Source organism: Actinomycetospora sp. 2LY8.5 (genome assembly GCF_057180585.1).
The window spans coordinates 282,718-299,239 of the sequence record NZ_JBXUHE010000002.1 but is presented as its reverse complement, the minus strand read 5'-3'; the positions used below and the strand labels follow the sequence as shown (position 1 = coordinate 299,239).

12 protein-coding genes, 1 tRNA gene and 1 other RNA gene are annotated in these 16,522 nt (G+C 74.3%); 1 reads left to right on the top strand and 13 read right to left on the bottom strand.

Annotated features, from left to right (window positions below; all coding sequences use genetic code 11):
• Positions 1-186: 186 nt before the first annotated feature.
• The 12 genes from AC2A1K_RS03730 to AC2A1K_RS03675 form a co-directional block, all read right to left on the bottom strand.
• Complete coding sequence (locus tag AC2A1K_RS03730; protein WP_483894962.1) at positions 187-729, bottom strand: TetR/AcrR family transcriptional regulator; 543 nt, start codon at positions 727-729, stop codon at positions 187-189.
• 146 nt (positions 730-875) lie between these two features.
• Positions 876-1,757 carry an SDR family NAD(P)-dependent oxidoreductase gene (locus AC2A1K_RS03725; RefSeq protein WP_483894961.1) on the bottom strand — a complete coding sequence of 294 codons (882 nt, stop codon included), beginning with the start codon at positions 1,755-1,757 and terminating at the stop codon, positions 876-878.
• Positions 1,758-2,535: 778 nt separating this feature from the next.
• Positions 2,536-2,608 (bottom strand) — tRNA-Ala (locus tag AC2A1K_RS03720).
• A 75-nt stretch (positions 2,609-2,683) separates the two neighbouring features.
• Positions 2,684-4,327, bottom strand: a complete 1,644-nt coding sequence (locus tag AC2A1K_RS03715) for a cryptochrome/photolyase family protein (protein WP_483894960.1) — start codon at positions 4,325-4,327, stop codon at positions 2,684-2,686.
• On the bottom strand, positions 4,324-5,592 hold the full coding sequence (locus tag AC2A1K_RS03710) for an MFS transporter (RefSeq protein WP_483894959.1): 1,269 nt from the start codon (positions 5,590-5,592) through the stop codon (positions 4,324-4,326). The genes AC2A1K_RS03715 and AC2A1K_RS03710 overlap by 4 nt, the downstream gene beginning before the upstream one ends.
• Positions 5,593-5,701: 109 nt before the next feature.
• Positions 5,702-7,087, bottom strand: coding sequence for a protein kinase family protein (locus AC2A1K_RS03705; protein WP_483894958.1), 1,386 nt, complete (start codon positions 7,085-7,087; stop codon positions 5,702-5,704).
• A 166-nt stretch (positions 7,088-7,253) separates the two neighbouring features.
• Positions 7,254-7,630, bottom strand: a transfer-messenger RNA (tmRNA) gene (gene ssrA, locus AC2A1K_RS03700).
• A 79-nt stretch (positions 7,631-7,709) separates the two neighbouring features.
• The gene (locus tag AC2A1K_RS03695; RefSeq protein ID WP_483894957.1) at positions 7,710-8,648 is read right to left on the bottom strand and encodes an amidohydrolase family protein; all 939 of its coding nucleotides are present in this window, start codon (positions 8,646-8,648) and stop codon (positions 7,710-7,712) included.
• Positions 8,645-9,139, bottom strand: coding sequence for an SsrA-binding protein SmpB (gene smpB, locus AC2A1K_RS03690; protein ID WP_483895097.1), 495 nt, complete (start codon positions 9,137-9,139; stop codon positions 8,645-8,647). The genes AC2A1K_RS03695 and smpB overlap by 4 nt, the downstream gene beginning before the upstream one ends.
• A 41-nt stretch (positions 9,140-9,180) precedes the next feature.
• Positions 9,181-10,083 (bottom strand): permease-like cell division protein FtsX, encoded by a 903-nt coding sequence (gene ftsX / locus AC2A1K_RS03685; RefSeq protein ID WP_483895096.1) that lies wholly within the window; start codon positions 10,081-10,083, stop codon positions 9,181-9,183.
• On the bottom strand, positions 10,080-10,769 hold the full coding sequence (ftsE, locus tag AC2A1K_RS03680; RefSeq protein ID WP_483894956.1) for a cell division ATP-binding protein FtsE: 690 nt from the start codon (positions 10,767-10,769) through the stop codon (positions 10,080-10,082). The genes ftsX and ftsE overlap by 4 nt, the downstream gene beginning before the upstream one ends.
• Positions 10,770-10,854: 85 nt before the next feature.
• Complete coding sequence (locus AC2A1K_RS03675) at positions 10,855-11,883, bottom strand: NAD(P)-dependent alcohol dehydrogenase (RefSeq protein WP_483894955.1); 1,029 nt, start codon at positions 11,881-11,883, stop codon at positions 10,855-10,857.
• A gap of 175 nt (positions 11,884-12,058) precedes the next feature.
• On the opposite strand from AC2A1K_RS03675, the gene AC2A1K_RS03670 reads away from it, so the two are divergent.
• Positions 12,059-15,355, top strand: a complete 3,297-nt coding sequence (locus tag AC2A1K_RS03670) for an ATP-binding protein (RefSeq protein ID WP_483894954.1) — start codon at positions 12,059-12,061, stop codon at positions 15,353-15,355.
• Here AC2A1K_RS03670 and prfB read toward each other — a convergent pair.
• Complete coding sequence (prfB, locus tag AC2A1K_RS03665) at positions 15,352-16,464, bottom strand: peptide chain release factor 2 (protein WP_483894953.1); 1,113 nt, start codon at positions 16,462-16,464, stop codon at positions 15,352-15,354. The two genes, AC2A1K_RS03670 and prfB, sit on opposite strands and share 4 nt — an antisense overlap.
• Positions 16,465-16,522: the final 58 nt, after the last annotated feature.

Genomic DNA, 16,522 nt, shown 5'->3' with positions numbered 1-16,522 from the left:
CGAGCGAACGCCTGTGACTCGTCACACGCTCGGCGTCACCCTCCTCGGGCGCGCCATCGGGCCGGTACCGCACCGACGCTCCCGACCGGGGCATTGCGCCGACGCCGGACCCCGCCAGAGGCGCCGGGGTGCAGCGGGTTGCCGTCAGCTCCCCCGGTCAGATCAACAGCCGTTCCGCCCGGGCGGTCATCTGGCCAGGACAGCGAGCAGTCGGTCCAGGAGGTCGGCGGGCGTGGTGGTGGAGCCGCCCTTCGCGAGATGCCCCCCGAGTTCGAGCTCGATCGCGCCATGAGCGGTCGCGCGGAGCAGTTCGGCGAGCGCGACCGGGTCGCCGGCGGGCAGCTCGCCGCTGCGCTGTCCGGCCGTGACCGCCACGAGCAACGCGGCGGCGGCAGTATCGGCGGCCCGTCCGAGCTCGGCGTCGTCCACCGTCCACCGTCCGAACACCAGCCGGAATCGGGCCGGATGGCGCAACGCCCGGTCGAGGTAGGAGCCCACCGCTGCCGTGACGCCTTTGTCGCCGGAGCCGACGAGGGTCGCGTAGGCGTCGAGTTCGCGCGCGGCCACCGCGGCGAGCAGTGCCTCCTTGTCGGCGAAGTGCTTGTACGGGGCGTTGTGCGACACCCCCGCGCGACGGCCGACCTCGCGCAGAGTGACCGCCGCGACACCCCCCTCGTCGAGCAGCGCCGTGGCGGCCGCCACGATCGCGTCACGGGTCGACGGGGTCATCCGGCCATGCTATCCGCAAGGTTGACATCGTCAACTTCAGCCCGTATCGGATGGTTGACGACGTCATCCGAGGCGACGACGACCGGACTCCTGCACCCGCTCGCGGCCAGCAGGTGCGGCGCCCTCGGCGATGTCGCCGGCGCGTCTCACGGCTCCAGGCCCACGAGTGCGGCGCTCAGGTTCCAGAGGCGGTCGACGCGCTCCGGGTCGCGGGTGTGCCACGGCGTGTCGGCGACCGAGCGACCGACCACGTAGAAGCCCGACTCGCCCTCGAGCACCGGGTCGGTCGCGAGCCAGACCATCCGAGCGGCCGCGTCCTCGACCGTGTCCCGCGCCATCCGACTCCACACCCAGCCGAGGATCCGAGCGGCACCGCGGTCGTGGCGGTCGAGGCGCGTACCGCGCATCACACCGGGGTGAGCCCCCGCGATGGTCACGCCGCCCGACCGGGGCAGGCGCGCATCCAGACCGTTGACGAACATCAAGTTCATGCTCTTGGTACGCCCGTAGGCGATGACCGGGCGCAACGTCCGCGGCCGGCCCAGCCTGCGGGGATCACGGAGTTCGAGGTCGTCGAGATCCGCAGGGGTACGGCTCAGTGCCGAGGGGAGGCCGCCGACGACGACGAACCTCGCCGGGCGGCTCCCGATCGGCGCCACGAGCATCCGCATCAGGAGGTAGGGGGCGAGGTGGTTGACGACCAGCGAGAGCGGCAGCCCCTGGGAGTTCCGCGCATCGACCGGGGGGATCAGCGCGGCGTTGCTCACCACGACCTGTGGCGGGTCCTGCGCGAGCTCGTCCGCCAGAGCGCGGACCTCGGCGAGCTCGGCGAGGTCGACGGTGCGGATACGGACGCTCACCTGCGGACCGAGAGACCGGGCGCTCGCGGCCGTCGCCTCCAGACGGTCCACGTCACGGCCGACGAGGACAAGATCGTGGCCCTCACCGGCCAGGAGGATCGCGGTCGACCGACCGACGCCGGAACTCGCGCCGGTGACGACGGCGACAGGACGTGGGGACCCGGACATGATCGGACCTCCGTCGCGCCCGAAGGCGTGGTTGACGACGTCAACCACCCTAGACACGCCGGTTGTCATCGTCAACCACGGTCGTACGTCCCGGAGTCGTGTCCGGAGACGAAGGACTCGAGGACCCTCTGGACGAGGACGCGGATCCTCCGACGGACCACGGGTGGAATCGCCGGCAGCACCCACCCGCCGGGGATCGATCCGGCTCCCACACGAACGGCCACCGTCGGGCGACTGCCGGGCGCTCTGAGCGGCGCTCGAGCACGAGCGATCGCTGGTGTGGTCGGTGATGCGCGAGGGGGGCCGCCGAACGGGAGTATGAACCCCGATGGACCTGCACGAGGCCCCGTACACCACGCGAGCCATGCGAGCCATGCGACGGGTCCGACCCGATCCGGTCCCGGTCGAGGGTCCAGCGCGGGATGGTGGAGGCCGCCATCCGGGCTCCCAGCGCCGGCCACGGGCAGAACCGGCAGTTCCTGCTGGTCGATGATCCCGGGGTCAAGGGCCGGGATGCTCCGTCTCGCGGGACTTCGGTGCGCTGTGTCGGAAGTACGGGTTCCGCCGCGTACGGCTCCACGTCGGCCACTCCGCCATGGACATGACCATGAACGTCTACGCCCACGTCAGGCTCGACGTCCAGCGCCAGGCCCTCGACGTGCTCAACGCCGAACTCGACCGCGACCGCCCCCAGGAGTGAGCCCGTTGCTGTCAACGCCCGCTGTCACGGAGACGACGAAGGCCCGCCGACCGGTGTCGACGGGCCTCGGTCCTGGGGTGGAGCTGAGGGGACTCGAACCCCTGACCCTCACACTGCCAGTGTGATGCGCTACCAGCTGCGCCACAGCCCCAACGCGACGCAACGTTACACGCCGGTGGACGGCGTCCGGGCGTGGGGGTGCCCCGCCGAGGCGACCACCGACGGGCTAGAAACCGCGGCGGCCGTGCTCCTGTTCGAGCACCGCGTCCAGGTCCTTCAGGCGGTCCATCGTGGCCACCGCGCGGGCGGTGCGCTGGTTGCCCTGCAGGCGGTCGCGGTGGCGGTGCACGAACTGCCAGTAGCCGGCGGTGAAGGGACAGGCCTCGTCCCCCACGCGGACCTTCGGGTCGAAGGCGCAGTCGCCGCAGTGGTCGGACATCTTGTTGATGTAGGCCCCGCCGGACGCGTACGGCTTCGTCGCGAGTTGCCCGCCGTCGGCGTGCTGGCTCATACCGACGACGTTGGGCGGCATCACCCAGGCGAACCCGTCGACGAACGACGTCGTGAACCACTCGGACAGCGCGCTCGGGCGGTACTCGCGCTGCAGGGCGTGGTTGCCCAGCACCATGAGGCGCGGGATGTGGTGCACCCATCCGCGGTCGCGGACCCCGGCCAGCGCCGACGACAGGCACGCCGCGGTCACGCCGTCGCCGTCGAGCTCGGTCCACCAGCGGGGCAGGTTCTTGCGGTGGTCCATCTCGTTGCGCGTCGAGTAGCCCTTCCCGAAGTGCCAGTAGAGGTGCCAGACGTACTCGCGCCACCCCAGGATCTGGCGCACGAAGCCCTCGACGGAGTTCAGGCGCGCCGTCCCGTCGTGGTACGCCTGCTCGGCGGCGTGCACGGCCTCGAGCGGGTGCAGGACGCCGAGGTTCTGGGGCACCGAGAGCAGCGAGTGCGCCATCCACGGGTCGTCGGCGAGGATCGCGTCCTCGTAGGGGCCGAACGGGTCGAGGCGCTGCTCGACGAACCGCTGCAGGGCCTTGCGGGCCTCGTCGGGCGTCACGGCGAACAGGCGCGGCCCGTCCTCGCCGACCGTCGGGAGGTCCCCCTTCTCGGCGGCGGCGTCGAGGTCGCGGCGGACCTGCTCGTCGATCTCGTCCTCGGTCGGCCACCAGGGGTCCGGGACGCCGAGGGTCGCCCGGTCACCCTTCTTGTCGGCTCTCGGCGGGGGCTCGCGGTTGTCGTGGTCGAGGTTCCACGTGCCGCCGACCGGCCGGTCGCCCTCCATCAGCACGTCGAAGCGCTGCCGCTGGTCGCGGTAGAAGTTCTCCATCGTGAAGGAGCGGCGGCCCTCGGCCTGCGGCGCGGAAGCTCCCCTGTCGGCGCGCTCCCCTGAACGCTCCGTGCCGCCCACCGCCCAGGCCTCGAACTCGGCCCGGGGACGCGCGAACGTCGTCGGCGGCAGCATCGCGGCCACGAGGCCGTCCGTCCGCAGCCGCTCCACGAACTCCACGGCCGTGTGCGACGTCGGCTGGTGTACGACGACCGGGCGCCCGACCTTCTCCAGCGCCTCGCGGTAGGTCTCCGTGCGGTGGTAGGTGGCGCGGTCGCCCAGCTCGGCGGCGAGGTGGCGCATCCCCGACAGCACGAGGTGCAGCTTCTGGCGGTGGTAGCGGCGCCGGCGCCGGACGGCGGCGGACTCGACGAGCACGACCTCGCGGTCCGCGTGCTGCGGCAGGGCGTGCACGGCCGGGCCGAGCTGGTCGCCGAACACCCACAGCGGCGCGTCCGGCTCCGCGCCCGCCTCCTCCAGCGCGGCCTCGACGCTCTCGGTGTAGATGTCCTCGACGCCCGTCGGAACGCGGCTCATGGCCTGCGGTTGCCCGGCCCCTCGTGAGGTGAACCGCCGGGCAGCCGCTGCCACGCGACGAGGGCGACCAGCGCGATCCCGGCGCTCAGCGCGAAGGCGACGGGGAACGAGGCGTTCTCGGCGAGCGCCCCCGCCGCGATCGGGCCGACGATCGCCCCGACGTCGGCGGCCATCTGGAAGCCCGAGAGCGCGGGGCCGCCGCTGCGCCGCGAGCCGACGAGGTCGGCCACCGCCGCGCCCTGGGCCGGCTGCAGCAGCCCCGCCCCCGCGCCGGCGATCGCGGACGCGGCGAGCAGCACCACGAGCCCGAGCGCCCCCGGCAGCTGGGCGAGCGCGATCGCCGCGGTCCCGAGCGTGACCAGCCCGAGCCCGGCGACGACCACGGGGCGGCGACCGCGCCGGTCCGACAGACCGCTCGTCGCGAGGAGCACGAGGCCGTCACCGACCGCGAACACCGTGAGCGCGATCCCCGCCCACACCGGCTCGCGGCCCAGCGCCACGGCGACGAACAACGGCACGAGCGCGACACGGACGCCCTGCACCGCCCAGCCCGTCGCCAGGCTCGACACCAGCGCCGCGCGGTACGTCGGGCTGCGGAGCGCGGCGCCGATCGTCAGCGGCGTCTCCTGCGTGCCGTCGCGCCGCACGCCGACCTGCCGCGACCGCGCGAGCAGCGCCCCGACCACGATCGTCGCCAGCACCAGCGCCAGCGCGTAGACGACGAACGGCGCGCGCAGGTCGACCGCGACGAGCAGGCCGCCGAACGCCGGCCCGGTGACCCCGCCGAGCAGGAACGCGCCGGTGAACAGGCCGCTCGCCTGCCCGCGCCGCCCCTCGGGGGCCAGCCGGAACATCAGTGAGAACGCCGAGACGGTGAACATCGTCGAGCCGATGCCGCCGAGCCCGCGGAAGACGAGCAGCTGCGTGTAGGTCGTGGCGAGCGCGCAGGCCCCGGTGGACGCCGCGACGACCAGCAGGCCGGTGAGGTACATCGTGCGCTCGCCGGTGCGGGCGACGAGCCGTCCCGACACCGGCGCGAAGAGCAGCCGCATCACCGGCAGCGCGCTGACCACCGCGGACGCGGCGGTGACCCCCACCCCGAAGCTCCGGGCGAACACCGGCAGCGCGGGCGCGACGATCCCGTAGCCGGCCGCGACGAGGAAGCTGCCTGCGAGCAGCGCCCAGACCTCCCAGGGAAGGGTCGCGCGCCCCGAGTCGCCGGGAGGGCACTCGGGTGGGCGGTCCCGCTGCGGTGCGGCACCCATCGCCTTCTCGCAGGCTCCTTCGCGCTCGGATCGACGGCCACCGGCAGTCTGCTCCCCGGTGGCCGGGACCGCCCGCAGGGGCCCGGGTCAGGACGGGATCAGGGCGGGATCACGGAGCAGCGAGCGTCGCCCCGCGCGCGCCGTCGGGGCGCGTGGTGGTGGTGCTCGGCGCGGTGGGTTCGGTGGGGCCCGTGGGCTCCGTGGGCTCCGTCGGCCCGGTCGTCGGCTCCGTGGTGGGCACGGTCGGCGCCGTGGTCGGCGACACCGTGGTCGGCGGGACGGTCGGGGGCAGCGGCGGCGGCACCGGCAGGCCGGTGGGGCCCGGCACCGTCGTGACGTCACGGGTGATCGGGCTGCGCGTGGTGGTGCCGCGCTGCGTGGTGCCGTCCTCGTCGTCCGAGACGGTCTCGTCGGTCGTGCTCGACGACGAGCCGGGCGGGGGGACCGCCACCGGAGCGGGGTCGGGCCCGGCCGGCGTCGTGAGATCGGAGACCCCGAGCTCCCGGGGCGTGCCCGGGTCGTGGCTGGACCAGAGCACGAACCCCGACGCGGCGGCGAGCGCGAGCGCGGCCCCGCCCAGGGTGGCGAACTGCACGCCGCGTCCGGCCATCCGGCGCCGGCGGCCGGGCAGTGCGGGCGCGGGGACGGCCACGGGCTCGGAGGGCGGCCGCGGTGCGGCGACGACCTCGGTGGGCTCGGGTGCCGGCGTCGGGACCGGCAGTGCGACCGGCACGAAGCTCGTCTCGTCCTCGTCGACGTGCCGCAGGATCTCGACGACACCGGCGAGCGCCTCCGCGGCCCCCCGGGCACCGACCCGGCCGTGCACCATGTCGTCGAGGGCCTGCTGGAGCGCGGGCGCGGCGGGCGCGGCCGGGTCGAGGACGGCCGCCAGGGCGCGCCCGAGGTCGGCGACGTCGTCGTCGGGCCGCGAGGGCACGGGCGTCTCGGGCTCGGCGACGCTCTCGGGGGACTCGGGCGTCGACGGCGGCGCCGGGTGCAGGGCGGCGGTGAAGCCCGTGAGCCAGGCGTAGGGCGCACCGGGCGTGCCACCGAGGACCAGGCTCGCGGGCCCGATGCCGCCGTGGACCACGCCGCGCCCGTGGGCGTGCGCGAGCGCCGAGGCGACCTGCGCGCCGACCTCGGCGACGGAGATCGGCGCCCAGCGCCCCAGGTCGGCACCGCGCTCGAGGACCCGCCCGGCGACGCTCTGGAGCACGAGCGTGCTCTCGGAGCCCTCGGTGAGGCCGTCGACGTCGAACACCTCGACCAGGTGCGCGTGGTGCAGGGCGGCGAGGCGGCGGACCTGCTCGGTGCGCACGACCAGGTCGTCGCCCCGGGCCGGGGGCAGCGTCACCATCGCGACCTCGCGGCCGAGAACCGCATCCAGACCGCGGGTCGCGGCGTCGACGGCGCCCGGCCACGCATCTGCCCTCCCGGCGAGCGGGGAACCGCCGTCCGTGGACGGGAGCGGCTCGTCGTCGGGCTCCGTGGCCACCGCGCACCCCCTCACCGAGCTGTGCTCCTCCGGACGAGTGAGCACCGGGCGCCCACGGTAGCGCTTGTCCTCACGCTGAGTCGACCGGCCTATCGGACAGAGCTGACCGGTCCAACGACGACGGACCGGAGAGCGTGCGCTCTCCGGCGCGTCGTCGATCTCGACGTGGTGGAGGTGCCGGGAATCGAACCCGGGTCCTCCGATCAGCAACCAGGACTTCTCCGTGCGCAGTCCGCGTCGTCTCTGCTCGGATCCACCGGTCCTGCGGACGGGCCGGTGTGACGATCCCAGTCACTGTGAGATGTCCCGACCGGGCCCCGTGACCGGGCCCGGTGGTGAGTCACCTAGCTGATGCCGGCGACCGGGTCGGTGACGAACCCGGGCCGACAGACTTCCCTACCCGCTGCTCAGGCAGCGAGCTGGAAGTCGCGCTGAGAACTCTCGGCGCTTATTTCTTTGCGACGCATGGTTAACGAGATCATCGTCGCCTTCCTCGGCACGCTTCTCCTGATGAACCACTCGGAGTCGAAACCAGTCACCCCCTCGGTCCCGCGCGGTGCGGGCCCACGATCATAACGCTCCCCGGTGCCCGCTTCATCCCACCGGGTTCATCCCGCCGGGTTCATCCCACCGGGGAGGCCACCTGCAACAGCCGCGCCGGCGCATCGTGCAGCACCGAGCGCAGGAACGGGACGCCGAGGCGGTCGTCGGCGGCCGCCCAGCCCGCGATCGCGGCGAGCTGGTGGTGGTAGCCGTAGGGGATGTTCGGGAAGTCGGTGCCCAGCACCACCCGGTCGGCGACGCCGACCAGCCGCGCGGGCCAGTCGGCGGGCACGGGCGCGAACTCCTCGGTGTAGGGCGTCCCGACCATCGTCGTGTCGAGGTGGACGTTCTCGAAACGGTCGAGCAGCCTCAGCGTCCGGTCGTACTCGGGCAGCCCGGCGTGCGCGATCACCGCGGTCAGCCGCGGGTGGCGCTCGAGCACCTCGGTGAACACGTCCATGCCCGTGTACGTACCCTGCCGCGGGCCGTCCCCGCAGTGCACGATCGCCGGCACGCCGGCCTCGGCGATCAGCCCCCACGCGCGGTCCAGCCGGGGGTCGCGGGGGTCGAAGTCGCCGACCTGGACATGCACCTTCACCGCCCGCGCCCCGGCGTCGAGCGCGTCCCCGAGGTAGGTCGTGACCGAGTCCTCCGGGTAGAGCGTCGCGGTCGGAACCGCCTCGGGCACCTCGGCCGCCCACTCCAGGGCCCACGACGTCAGCCACGCCGCCATGTCCGGCTTGTGCGGGTAGACCAGCGGCGCGAACGTCCGCACCCCGAAGCCCCGCAGGAGGTCGATCCGCGTCTGCTCGGGCTGGCGGTAGTGGATCGGCCAGGCGCGCCCGTAGTTCTCCTGCGCCCGGTCGAAGAACGCCCATACCTTCTGCAGCATCCGGTCGGGCAGGAAGTGCACGTGAATGTCGACCAGACCGTCGACGCCCGTCGCGGCCACCCAGGCCGGGATGTCGGCGTCGTCGACCGGCGGCGACCCCAAGGGGTCCCGGTCCAGCCGGGTCACCACCCCTTGATCCGCCGACCGACGATCCGCTCGGCCTCGCGCTTGGCGTCGCGCTCGGCCATCGCCTCGCGCTTGTCGTGCTTCGCCTTGCCGCGGGCCAGGGCGAGCTCGACCTTGCAGAGGCCCCCGCTGAAGTACAGCGAGAGCGGCACCAGGGTGTGCCCGGTCTCCCGGGTCTTGCCGACGAGGCGAGCGATCTCGGAGCGGTGCAGCAGCAGCTTGCGCACGCGGCGGGGCTCGTGGTTGGTCCAGGAGCCGAAGTCGTACTCCTGGATGTGCAGGCCGCGCAGCCACACCTCGCCGTCACGCACCTCGGCGAACGCGTCGTTCAGCGACACGTGCCCGGCGCGCAGGCTCTTGACCTCGGTGCCCTGCAGCGCGATCCCCGCCTCGTAGACGTCGAGGATGGTGTAGTCGTACCTCGCCTTGCGGTTGGTGGCGACGACCTTGCGCCGCTCCTCCGGGCGGTTGCTGCTGGCCTTGGTCGGCAGTGTGTGAGGTGGGGTCTTCGTCCTGGCCAACGCACACCTCCCTAGCTCCTGACGTACACCCGCAGGGTGACGTACCCCGTGGCGGTGGCGATCACCGCGCCGACCACCACCAGTACGGGTCCAACGTAACCGAGCACGTCGCTCATCCCGATCGGCGGGATCGTGTTGGCCAGGAGCCGGCCGGAGAGCAGACGGTCGAGGAAGAACGCCTTCGCCGCGACCAGCCCGCCCGTGGCGAGCAGGGCCCCGACGACGCCGGTGACCACCGCCTCGATGAGGAACGGCACCTGCGTGTACCAGCGCGTGGCGCCGACGAGCCGCATGATCCCGACCTCGGTACGCCGGGTGAACGCCGAGAGCTGGATGGTGTTGGAGATCAGCAGCACCGCCGCGAGGGCCTGCACGACGGCGAGCCCGAACGTCGCGTTGCGCACGCTGCCGAGGAACGAGAACAGGTCCGCGACCGTGCTGCGTTGGTCGACGACGTTGCGCACCCCGGGGCGCCCGGTGAACTGCTGGACGATCTCGGTGCCGCGCAGCGGGTCGGCCATCGTCACCCGCAGCGTCGCGGGCAGGCTCTGCGGGCGGACGAGCTGCAGGATCGACTGGCCCTCGTAGATGCGCTGGAAGCGCGCGAACGCGGCGTCGCGGCTCTCGTAGTCCACCGAGGCGACCAGCGGGTTGCCCTCGAGCTCGGTGCGCAGGTCACGGCACACCGGCGTCGAGCAGTCCGGGTCGTCGGCGCTGGTCGGCTCGTCCAGGGCGACCTGGACGGCGATGAGCGAGTAGTAGAGATCCTCGGTGCGGTCGATCGTGCGCACCGCGAGCAGACCGGCGCCGAGCAGCCCCAGCGAGATCGCGGTCGTGATGATCATCGCGATCGACATCGTCAGGTTGCGCCGCAGCCCGACGAGCGCCTCTCTCCAGACGAACAGCACGGTTATCGAACCGTCCCGTAGACACCCCGGTCGTCGTCGCGCGCGAGCTTGCCACCGGAGAGCTCCACCACGCGGCGCCGCATGCTGTCGACGATCTGCCGGTCGTGGGTCGCCATGAGGACCGTCGTGCCGGTGCGGTTGATCCGCTCGAGCAGCGTCATGATCCCGCCGGCCGTCTCGGGGTCGAGGTTGCCCGTGGGCTCGTCGGCGAGCAGCACCAGCGGCCGGTTGACGAACGCCCGCGCGATCGCGACCCGCTGCGCCTCGCCGCCGGAGAGCTCGGAGGGCATCCGGTCGGCCTTGCCGCCGAGGTCGACCATGTCGAGCACCTCGGGGACGACCGTGCGGATCGTGTGCCGCGGCTTGCCGATCACCTCGAGCGCGAACGCCACGTTCTCGCCGACGGTCTTGTTCGGCAGCAGGCGGAAGTCCTGGAACACGCATCCCATCCGCTGGCGCAGCCGCGGCACCCGCCGGCGCGCGAGCCGCCCGACGTTCCAGTTCGCGACCCAGACCGTGCCGCCGGTCGGCACGTCCGCGCGCAGCAGCAGACGCAGCAGCGTCGACTTGCCAGACCCGGAGGGCCCGATGAGGAAGACGAACTCGCCCCGCTCGACCGCGACGCTGACGTCGTCGAGGGCCGGCCGCGTGGAGGTCGGGTAGACCTTCGTGACGTTCTCCAGCCGGATCACGGCCCGTGATGCTACGCAGGCCGCTCGATCTCCCCGGGAGGTGTCCACCGCGCGGCGGGCCCGTCACCGGGTCGAGGGCCGTCCCTCACGGAACGAGCACCGCCCGGCCGTGGACCCGACCCGCCTCGAGGTCGGCGAACGCGTCGGCGAACGCGTCGAGCGGGTAGCTGCGCGTGCGCACCGTGACCCGCCCGCCCGCGGCGAGCTCGATGAGCTCCCGCAGGTCGTCGTGGGTCCCCACGGCGTTGCCGACGACGCTGATCTCGGGCAGCACCAGGGCGAAGGTCGGCACCCGGAGCTCCCCGCCGTAGCCCACCAGCAGGTAGGTGCCGCGGGCGCGCACCATCCCCAGCGCGGACGCGACCGCGTCGCCCTCGCCCACGAAGTCGACCACCACGTGGGCCCCCGCCCCGGCGGTCAGCGCGGCGACGGCCGCGCCCTGCGCGCCGTCGGCGAGAACCTCGTGGTGGGCGCCGACGTCGGCGGCGAGGGCGAGCGCGTCCGGGTCGGGGTCGACGGCGACGATCCGCGCGGAGGTCAGCGCCGCCAGGCACTGCACGGCGATGTGGCCGAGCCCGCCGACGCCGACGACGACGACCGTGGTGCCCGGCCCCAGGAGCGGCACCGCCTTGCGCACCGCGTGCATGACGGTGAGGCCGGCGTCGGCGTGCGGCGCGACCTCGACGGCGTCGAGCTCCTTCGGCAGGAGCAGCACCGCCCGGTCGCTGGTGCGCATCCGCTCGGCGAAGCCGCCGGCCCGGGTCAGCCCGGTGAAGTCGAGCCCGCGTACGCAGCGCATGTCGTCGCCCGTCCGGCAGGCCGGGCACGTCCCGCACGACGACTGCGGGTGGCAGATGACCGTGTCGCCCACCGCCACGTTCGCCACCGCCGACCCGACCTCGACGACCCGGCCGGTGTTCTCGTGCCCCAGGGTCAACGGGAGCTGGGTGGGCACCGCGGGCGCGAACCAGCCGTCGCGGATGTGCAGGTCGGTGCGGCACACGCCCGCGCCGGTGACCTCCACGATCACGTCGTGCGGCCCGGTGATCGTCGGCTCGGGCACCTCCTCCAGCCGCGGTGCCTCGCCGTAGGTGTGCAGTCGGACGGCCAGCATGTCGGGACCTCCTCGCCTCGGGGGCCCGAGCGTCGGGCCCGCCGGTCGCAGCCCGGTCGCGCCCCGGTCGCACGGGTGGTCGCACGGGTGGTCGCACGGGTGGTCGCACGGGTGGTCGCACGGCCACCCGGCGGCCGTCTGGACACCCGGGGCCCGGCAACGCCACGCTGCCGTCGTGCCCGCGTGCCTGCGCCTGCTCGGGCCCGTCGACCTCGAGGGGCCCGACGGTCCGGTGCGCCTGTCCGGGGCGAAGGAGCGACGCCTGCTGGTGGCGCTCGCGCTCCACGCCGGGGACGTGGTCGGCGAGGAGGGGCTCGTCGCTGCCCTCTGGGACGACGCACCACCGCGGACGGCGACGAAGACGCTGCAGAACTACGTGCTGCGGGTGCGCCGCGCGATGGGTGAGAACGGGGCGCGCATCGTCACCCGGCCCCCGGGCTACGTCCTGGTCGGCGTGAGCACGGACGCCGCGGCCGCGGAGGGCCTCGTCGCCGCCGCCCGCCGGTCCGCCGCTGCCGGCGAGCACGCCGCGGCGTTGGCGGGGCTCGACGAGGCACTCGCGCTGTGGCGGGGACCGGCGCTCGACGAGTTCGCCGCGGTGCCGTTCGCCCGCGCCGAGGCGGCCCGCCTGCAGGAGCTCCACGAGACCGTGCAGGAGGACCGGGTGGCGGCGCTGCTCGAGGTCGGTCGCCACCGCGAGGCCGTCGCCGCCGGCGAGGCCCTCGTGACCGCGAGCCCGCTGCGCGAGCGCCGATGGGCCCAGCTCATGCTCGCGCTCTACCGCGACGGTCGTCAGGCCGACGCGCTCACGGCGTGCCGGCGGCTTCGCACGATCCTCGCCGACCAGCTCGGCGTCGACCCGGGCCCCGAGGTCCAGGATCTCGAGGTCGCGATCCTCGCGCACCGGCCGGGGCTCGCCGCACCCACGCCGGTGCCCGCCCGGTCCCCGACGCCCTGCGTCGGCCGGGAGGCCGAGCTCGGACGGCTCTACGCCCGGCTCGACGACGCCGAGCGGGGACGGGGCGGCATCGTGCTCGTCCACGGCGAACCGGGCATCGGCAAGAGCCGGCTGCTCGCCGAGACCGCCGCCGTGGCCGCGGCACGGGGGGTCACGGTGCTCGCAGGCCGCTGTCTCGAGGGCGGTGCCTCGCCGTACGGCCCGTTCACGGAGGCCCTGGGTCCGCTCGGCGGCGACGACGGTGGCGCCGAGCTGCGTCCCGACGAGCGTCGGCTGCGCGTGCTCGACGCCGTCGCGCGCGACCTGCTCGCGCGGTCCGTCGAGCGCGCCGTCCTGCTGCTGCTCGACGATCTGCACTGGGCCGACGACGCGACGCTCACCCTGCTCCGCCACGTCGCCCGGGCCACGACCCGCGGTCGCCTGCTCGTGGTCGGCACGTACCGCACCGACGAGGTCGGCCCCGACCACCCGCTCGGCGACGCGCTCGGGGCGATCGACAGCGAGGCCGAGTGCCGTTCGATCCGCCTCGCCGGGCTCGGGCCCGCCGCGGTCGAGACCCTCCTGGTCACCACGGCGGGAGCAAGGCTCGACCCGGCCCTCGTCGCCGCTGTGCGCACCGAGACGGGCGGCAACCCCTTCTTCGCCCGGGAGGTCGTCCGCCACCTCACCGAGGAGGGCGCCCTGCGCGCCGACGCGGACGGGCGATGGGGCACCGAGCTGCCCCTCTCGGCGATCCCGGTCGGCGTGCGCCACGTCGTCGCGCGTCGTCGTCGCCGGCTCTCCGACGACGCCAACCGGCTGCTGGACGCGGCGGCGGGCATCGACGGCCCGTTCCCCTACGACGTCGTGCGCGGCGTCGCCGGGCTCGACGAGCCGGGTGGTCTCGCCGCGCTCGACGTCGCCCTGGCCGCGGGACTCGTCGTCCCCGACCGCACCGACGACCGCTACGACTTCGTGCACGCCCTGGTCCGGCACGCCGTCGACGCCGCCCTCAACCCCTCCCGACGGCTACGCCGCCACCGCGCCCTCGCCGAGGGTCTCGCGGCCGCCCGCACGGCCGGGGCCCCGGTCACGGCGGCGGAGATCGCCCGGCAGTACCACCGTTCGGCATCGCTCCCGGGCGCTGGGGCCGGTGTCGCCGCGGCGCTCGAGGCCGCCGAGGCCGCCGGTGCGGTGGGCGCGCCCGACGAGCAGGCGGCGTACCTCGCGATCGCGCGGGACCTGATGGGACCCGGGGATCCGCGCCGGCCCGGCGTCGCCGGCGAGCTCGCCCTGGCCCACGCCTGGGCGCTGCACTTCGACGCCGCCGTGACCGGGACACGCGACGCGCTCGCGGCGGGCGCCGGGGCGGACCTCGCGGCGCGGGTGGCCACGGCGCTGGCCGGCGCGGGCAGCACCCGGCACGCGTGGATCGTCGCCGGCGACGGCCTGACCCGGGTCGACACGGACCGCGACGCACCCGACACCGTCGCAACCCTGACCCTGTTCGACCTGGACCGCCGCGAGGCCGACGATCCCGACCACCCCGGCATCCAGCTCGACCTGCCCGGACGGCGCGACGCGCTGGGCGTGCTCTGGACGCGCGGGCGGCTCGACGGGCGCGGCGACCTCGGCCGCTACGCGGTCGCCGCGATCCACGGCACGCGCGACCGCGTCCCCGCCGCGGCCGCCGAGGACCCGACCGTCTCGGCGTACCTGGTCGGGGACTACGCGGCCGCCGTCCCCGCCTTCGCCCGCGCCGCCGACGACGCCGAGGCCCGCGGTCGGCTGGCGCTCGCCGTGTACTGCCGTGCCGGGCAGGCTCGCTGCGAGATCGCCCTCGGAGACCCGGACACACCCACGCTGCCGCGGGTCCGCGCCCTGGTCGCCCGACTGCCCCGGCTGCCGCTGGGCTGGCAGCTGCTGCACCACCTGGGCGCCGAGGACGCCCTGGCGATGGTCCGCGACGAGGGGTGGGACACCCGCGCCGCCGCCCTCGCTCCGTGGATGCGCCCCGGACCCGGTCAGCACTGGGGCATCGCCGCGGTCACCGCGATCGTCGCGCGGATCGAGGCCCACCGCGGCGACGGTGCGCGCGCGATGGCCCTGCTCGCCCGCCCCGTGCGCGCGCTCGCCGTCGCCCCCGCGTGGGCGCCCAACTACTGCCGCACGGCGTGCGAGGTCGCGGAGGTCCTCTGGCTCCTCGGCCGACGCGACCACGCCGCCGTCGTCGAGGGCGCGATCCGCGAGAAGGCCCTCGGTCCGGACTTCCGCTTCCCGATGACCGACGTCCGCCAGGCCCTCGGCCGCCTCTGCGCGCTCGGCGGCCGCCCCGACGAGGCCCACGCCTGGTTCGACCGCGCCCGCGAGGTCCTCGACGCGCAGGGCGCCCGTCCGCAGCGCGCGGTCGTCGACCACGACGAGGCGCTGATGTGCCACCGTCTCGGGAAGGACCCGCGTCCTGCCGCCGACCGCGCGGCGGCCGTGTTCGACGCGGTCGGGATGCCGGGGTGGCGCCGGCGGCTACCCGCCTAAGCGGCTTCGCTCTGCTTGCGCCAGCGGATGCCGGCGTCGAGGAAGCCGTCGATGAAGCCGTCGAGCACCTGCGTGGTCTGCGAGGTCTCGTGGTTGGTCCGCAGGTCCTTGACCATCTGGTACGGGTGCAGGACGTAGGACCGCATCTGGTTGCCCCAGCTCGAGCCGGAGTCCTTGAGCGAGTCGAGCAGCGCCTGCTCCTCCTCGCGGCGGCGGGCCAGCAGCTTCGCCGCGAGCACGGCCATGGCGGACGCCTTGTTCTGCAGCTGCGAGCGCTCGTTCTGGCAGGACACGACGATGCCGGTCGGCAGGTGGGTCAGGCGCACCGCCGAGTCGGTGGTGTTGACGCCCTGGCCGCCGGGGCCCGACGAGCGGTAGACGTCGACGCGCAGGTCCTTCTCGTCGATCTCCACGTGGTCGGTGGACTCGACGACGGGCGCGACCTCGACGCCGGCGAAGCTGGTCTGGCGACGGCCCTGGTTGTCGAACGGCGAGATGCGCACCAGCCGGTGGGTGCCCTGCTCCACGCTCAAGGTGCCGTACGCGTAGGGCGCCGAGACCTTGAACGTCGCCGACTTGATGCCGGCCTCCTCGGCGTAGGAGGTGTCGTAGACCTCGGTCGGGTAGCCGTGGCGCTCGGCCCAGCGCAGGTACATCCGCATGAGCATCTCGGCGAAGTCGGCGGCGTCGACGCCACCGGCCTCGGCCCGGACGGTGACCAGCGCGTCGCGCTCGTCGTACTCGCCGGAGAGCAGCGTGCGGACCTCGAACGCGTCGACGTCGTTCTTGAGCGACTCACGCTCGCCGTCGGCCTCGGCGCGCAGCTCGGTGGCGTCCGAGCCCTCGGACTCGTCGGCCATCTCGTAGAGCGTGCCGAGGTCGTCGAGGCGCGAGCGCAGAGACTCGGCGCGGCGCAGGTCGGCCTGCTTGTGCGTGAAGTCGCTGGTGAGCTTCTGGGCGGTCTCGACGTCGTCCCAGAGGTCCGGGGCGGCGACCTGCTGCTCGAGCTCGGCCACCTCACGCCGCAGACCCTCGAGGTCCATCGCCGCCTCGACGCTGTCCAGGGAGGCGGCGAGGTCCTTCAGCTCGGTCGCGGTCGTGTCGTCCACTCCCCCAGCGTAATCGCCCGGTGCGGCGCGCCCCGAGACACGGCGCGAGCAGGACGAG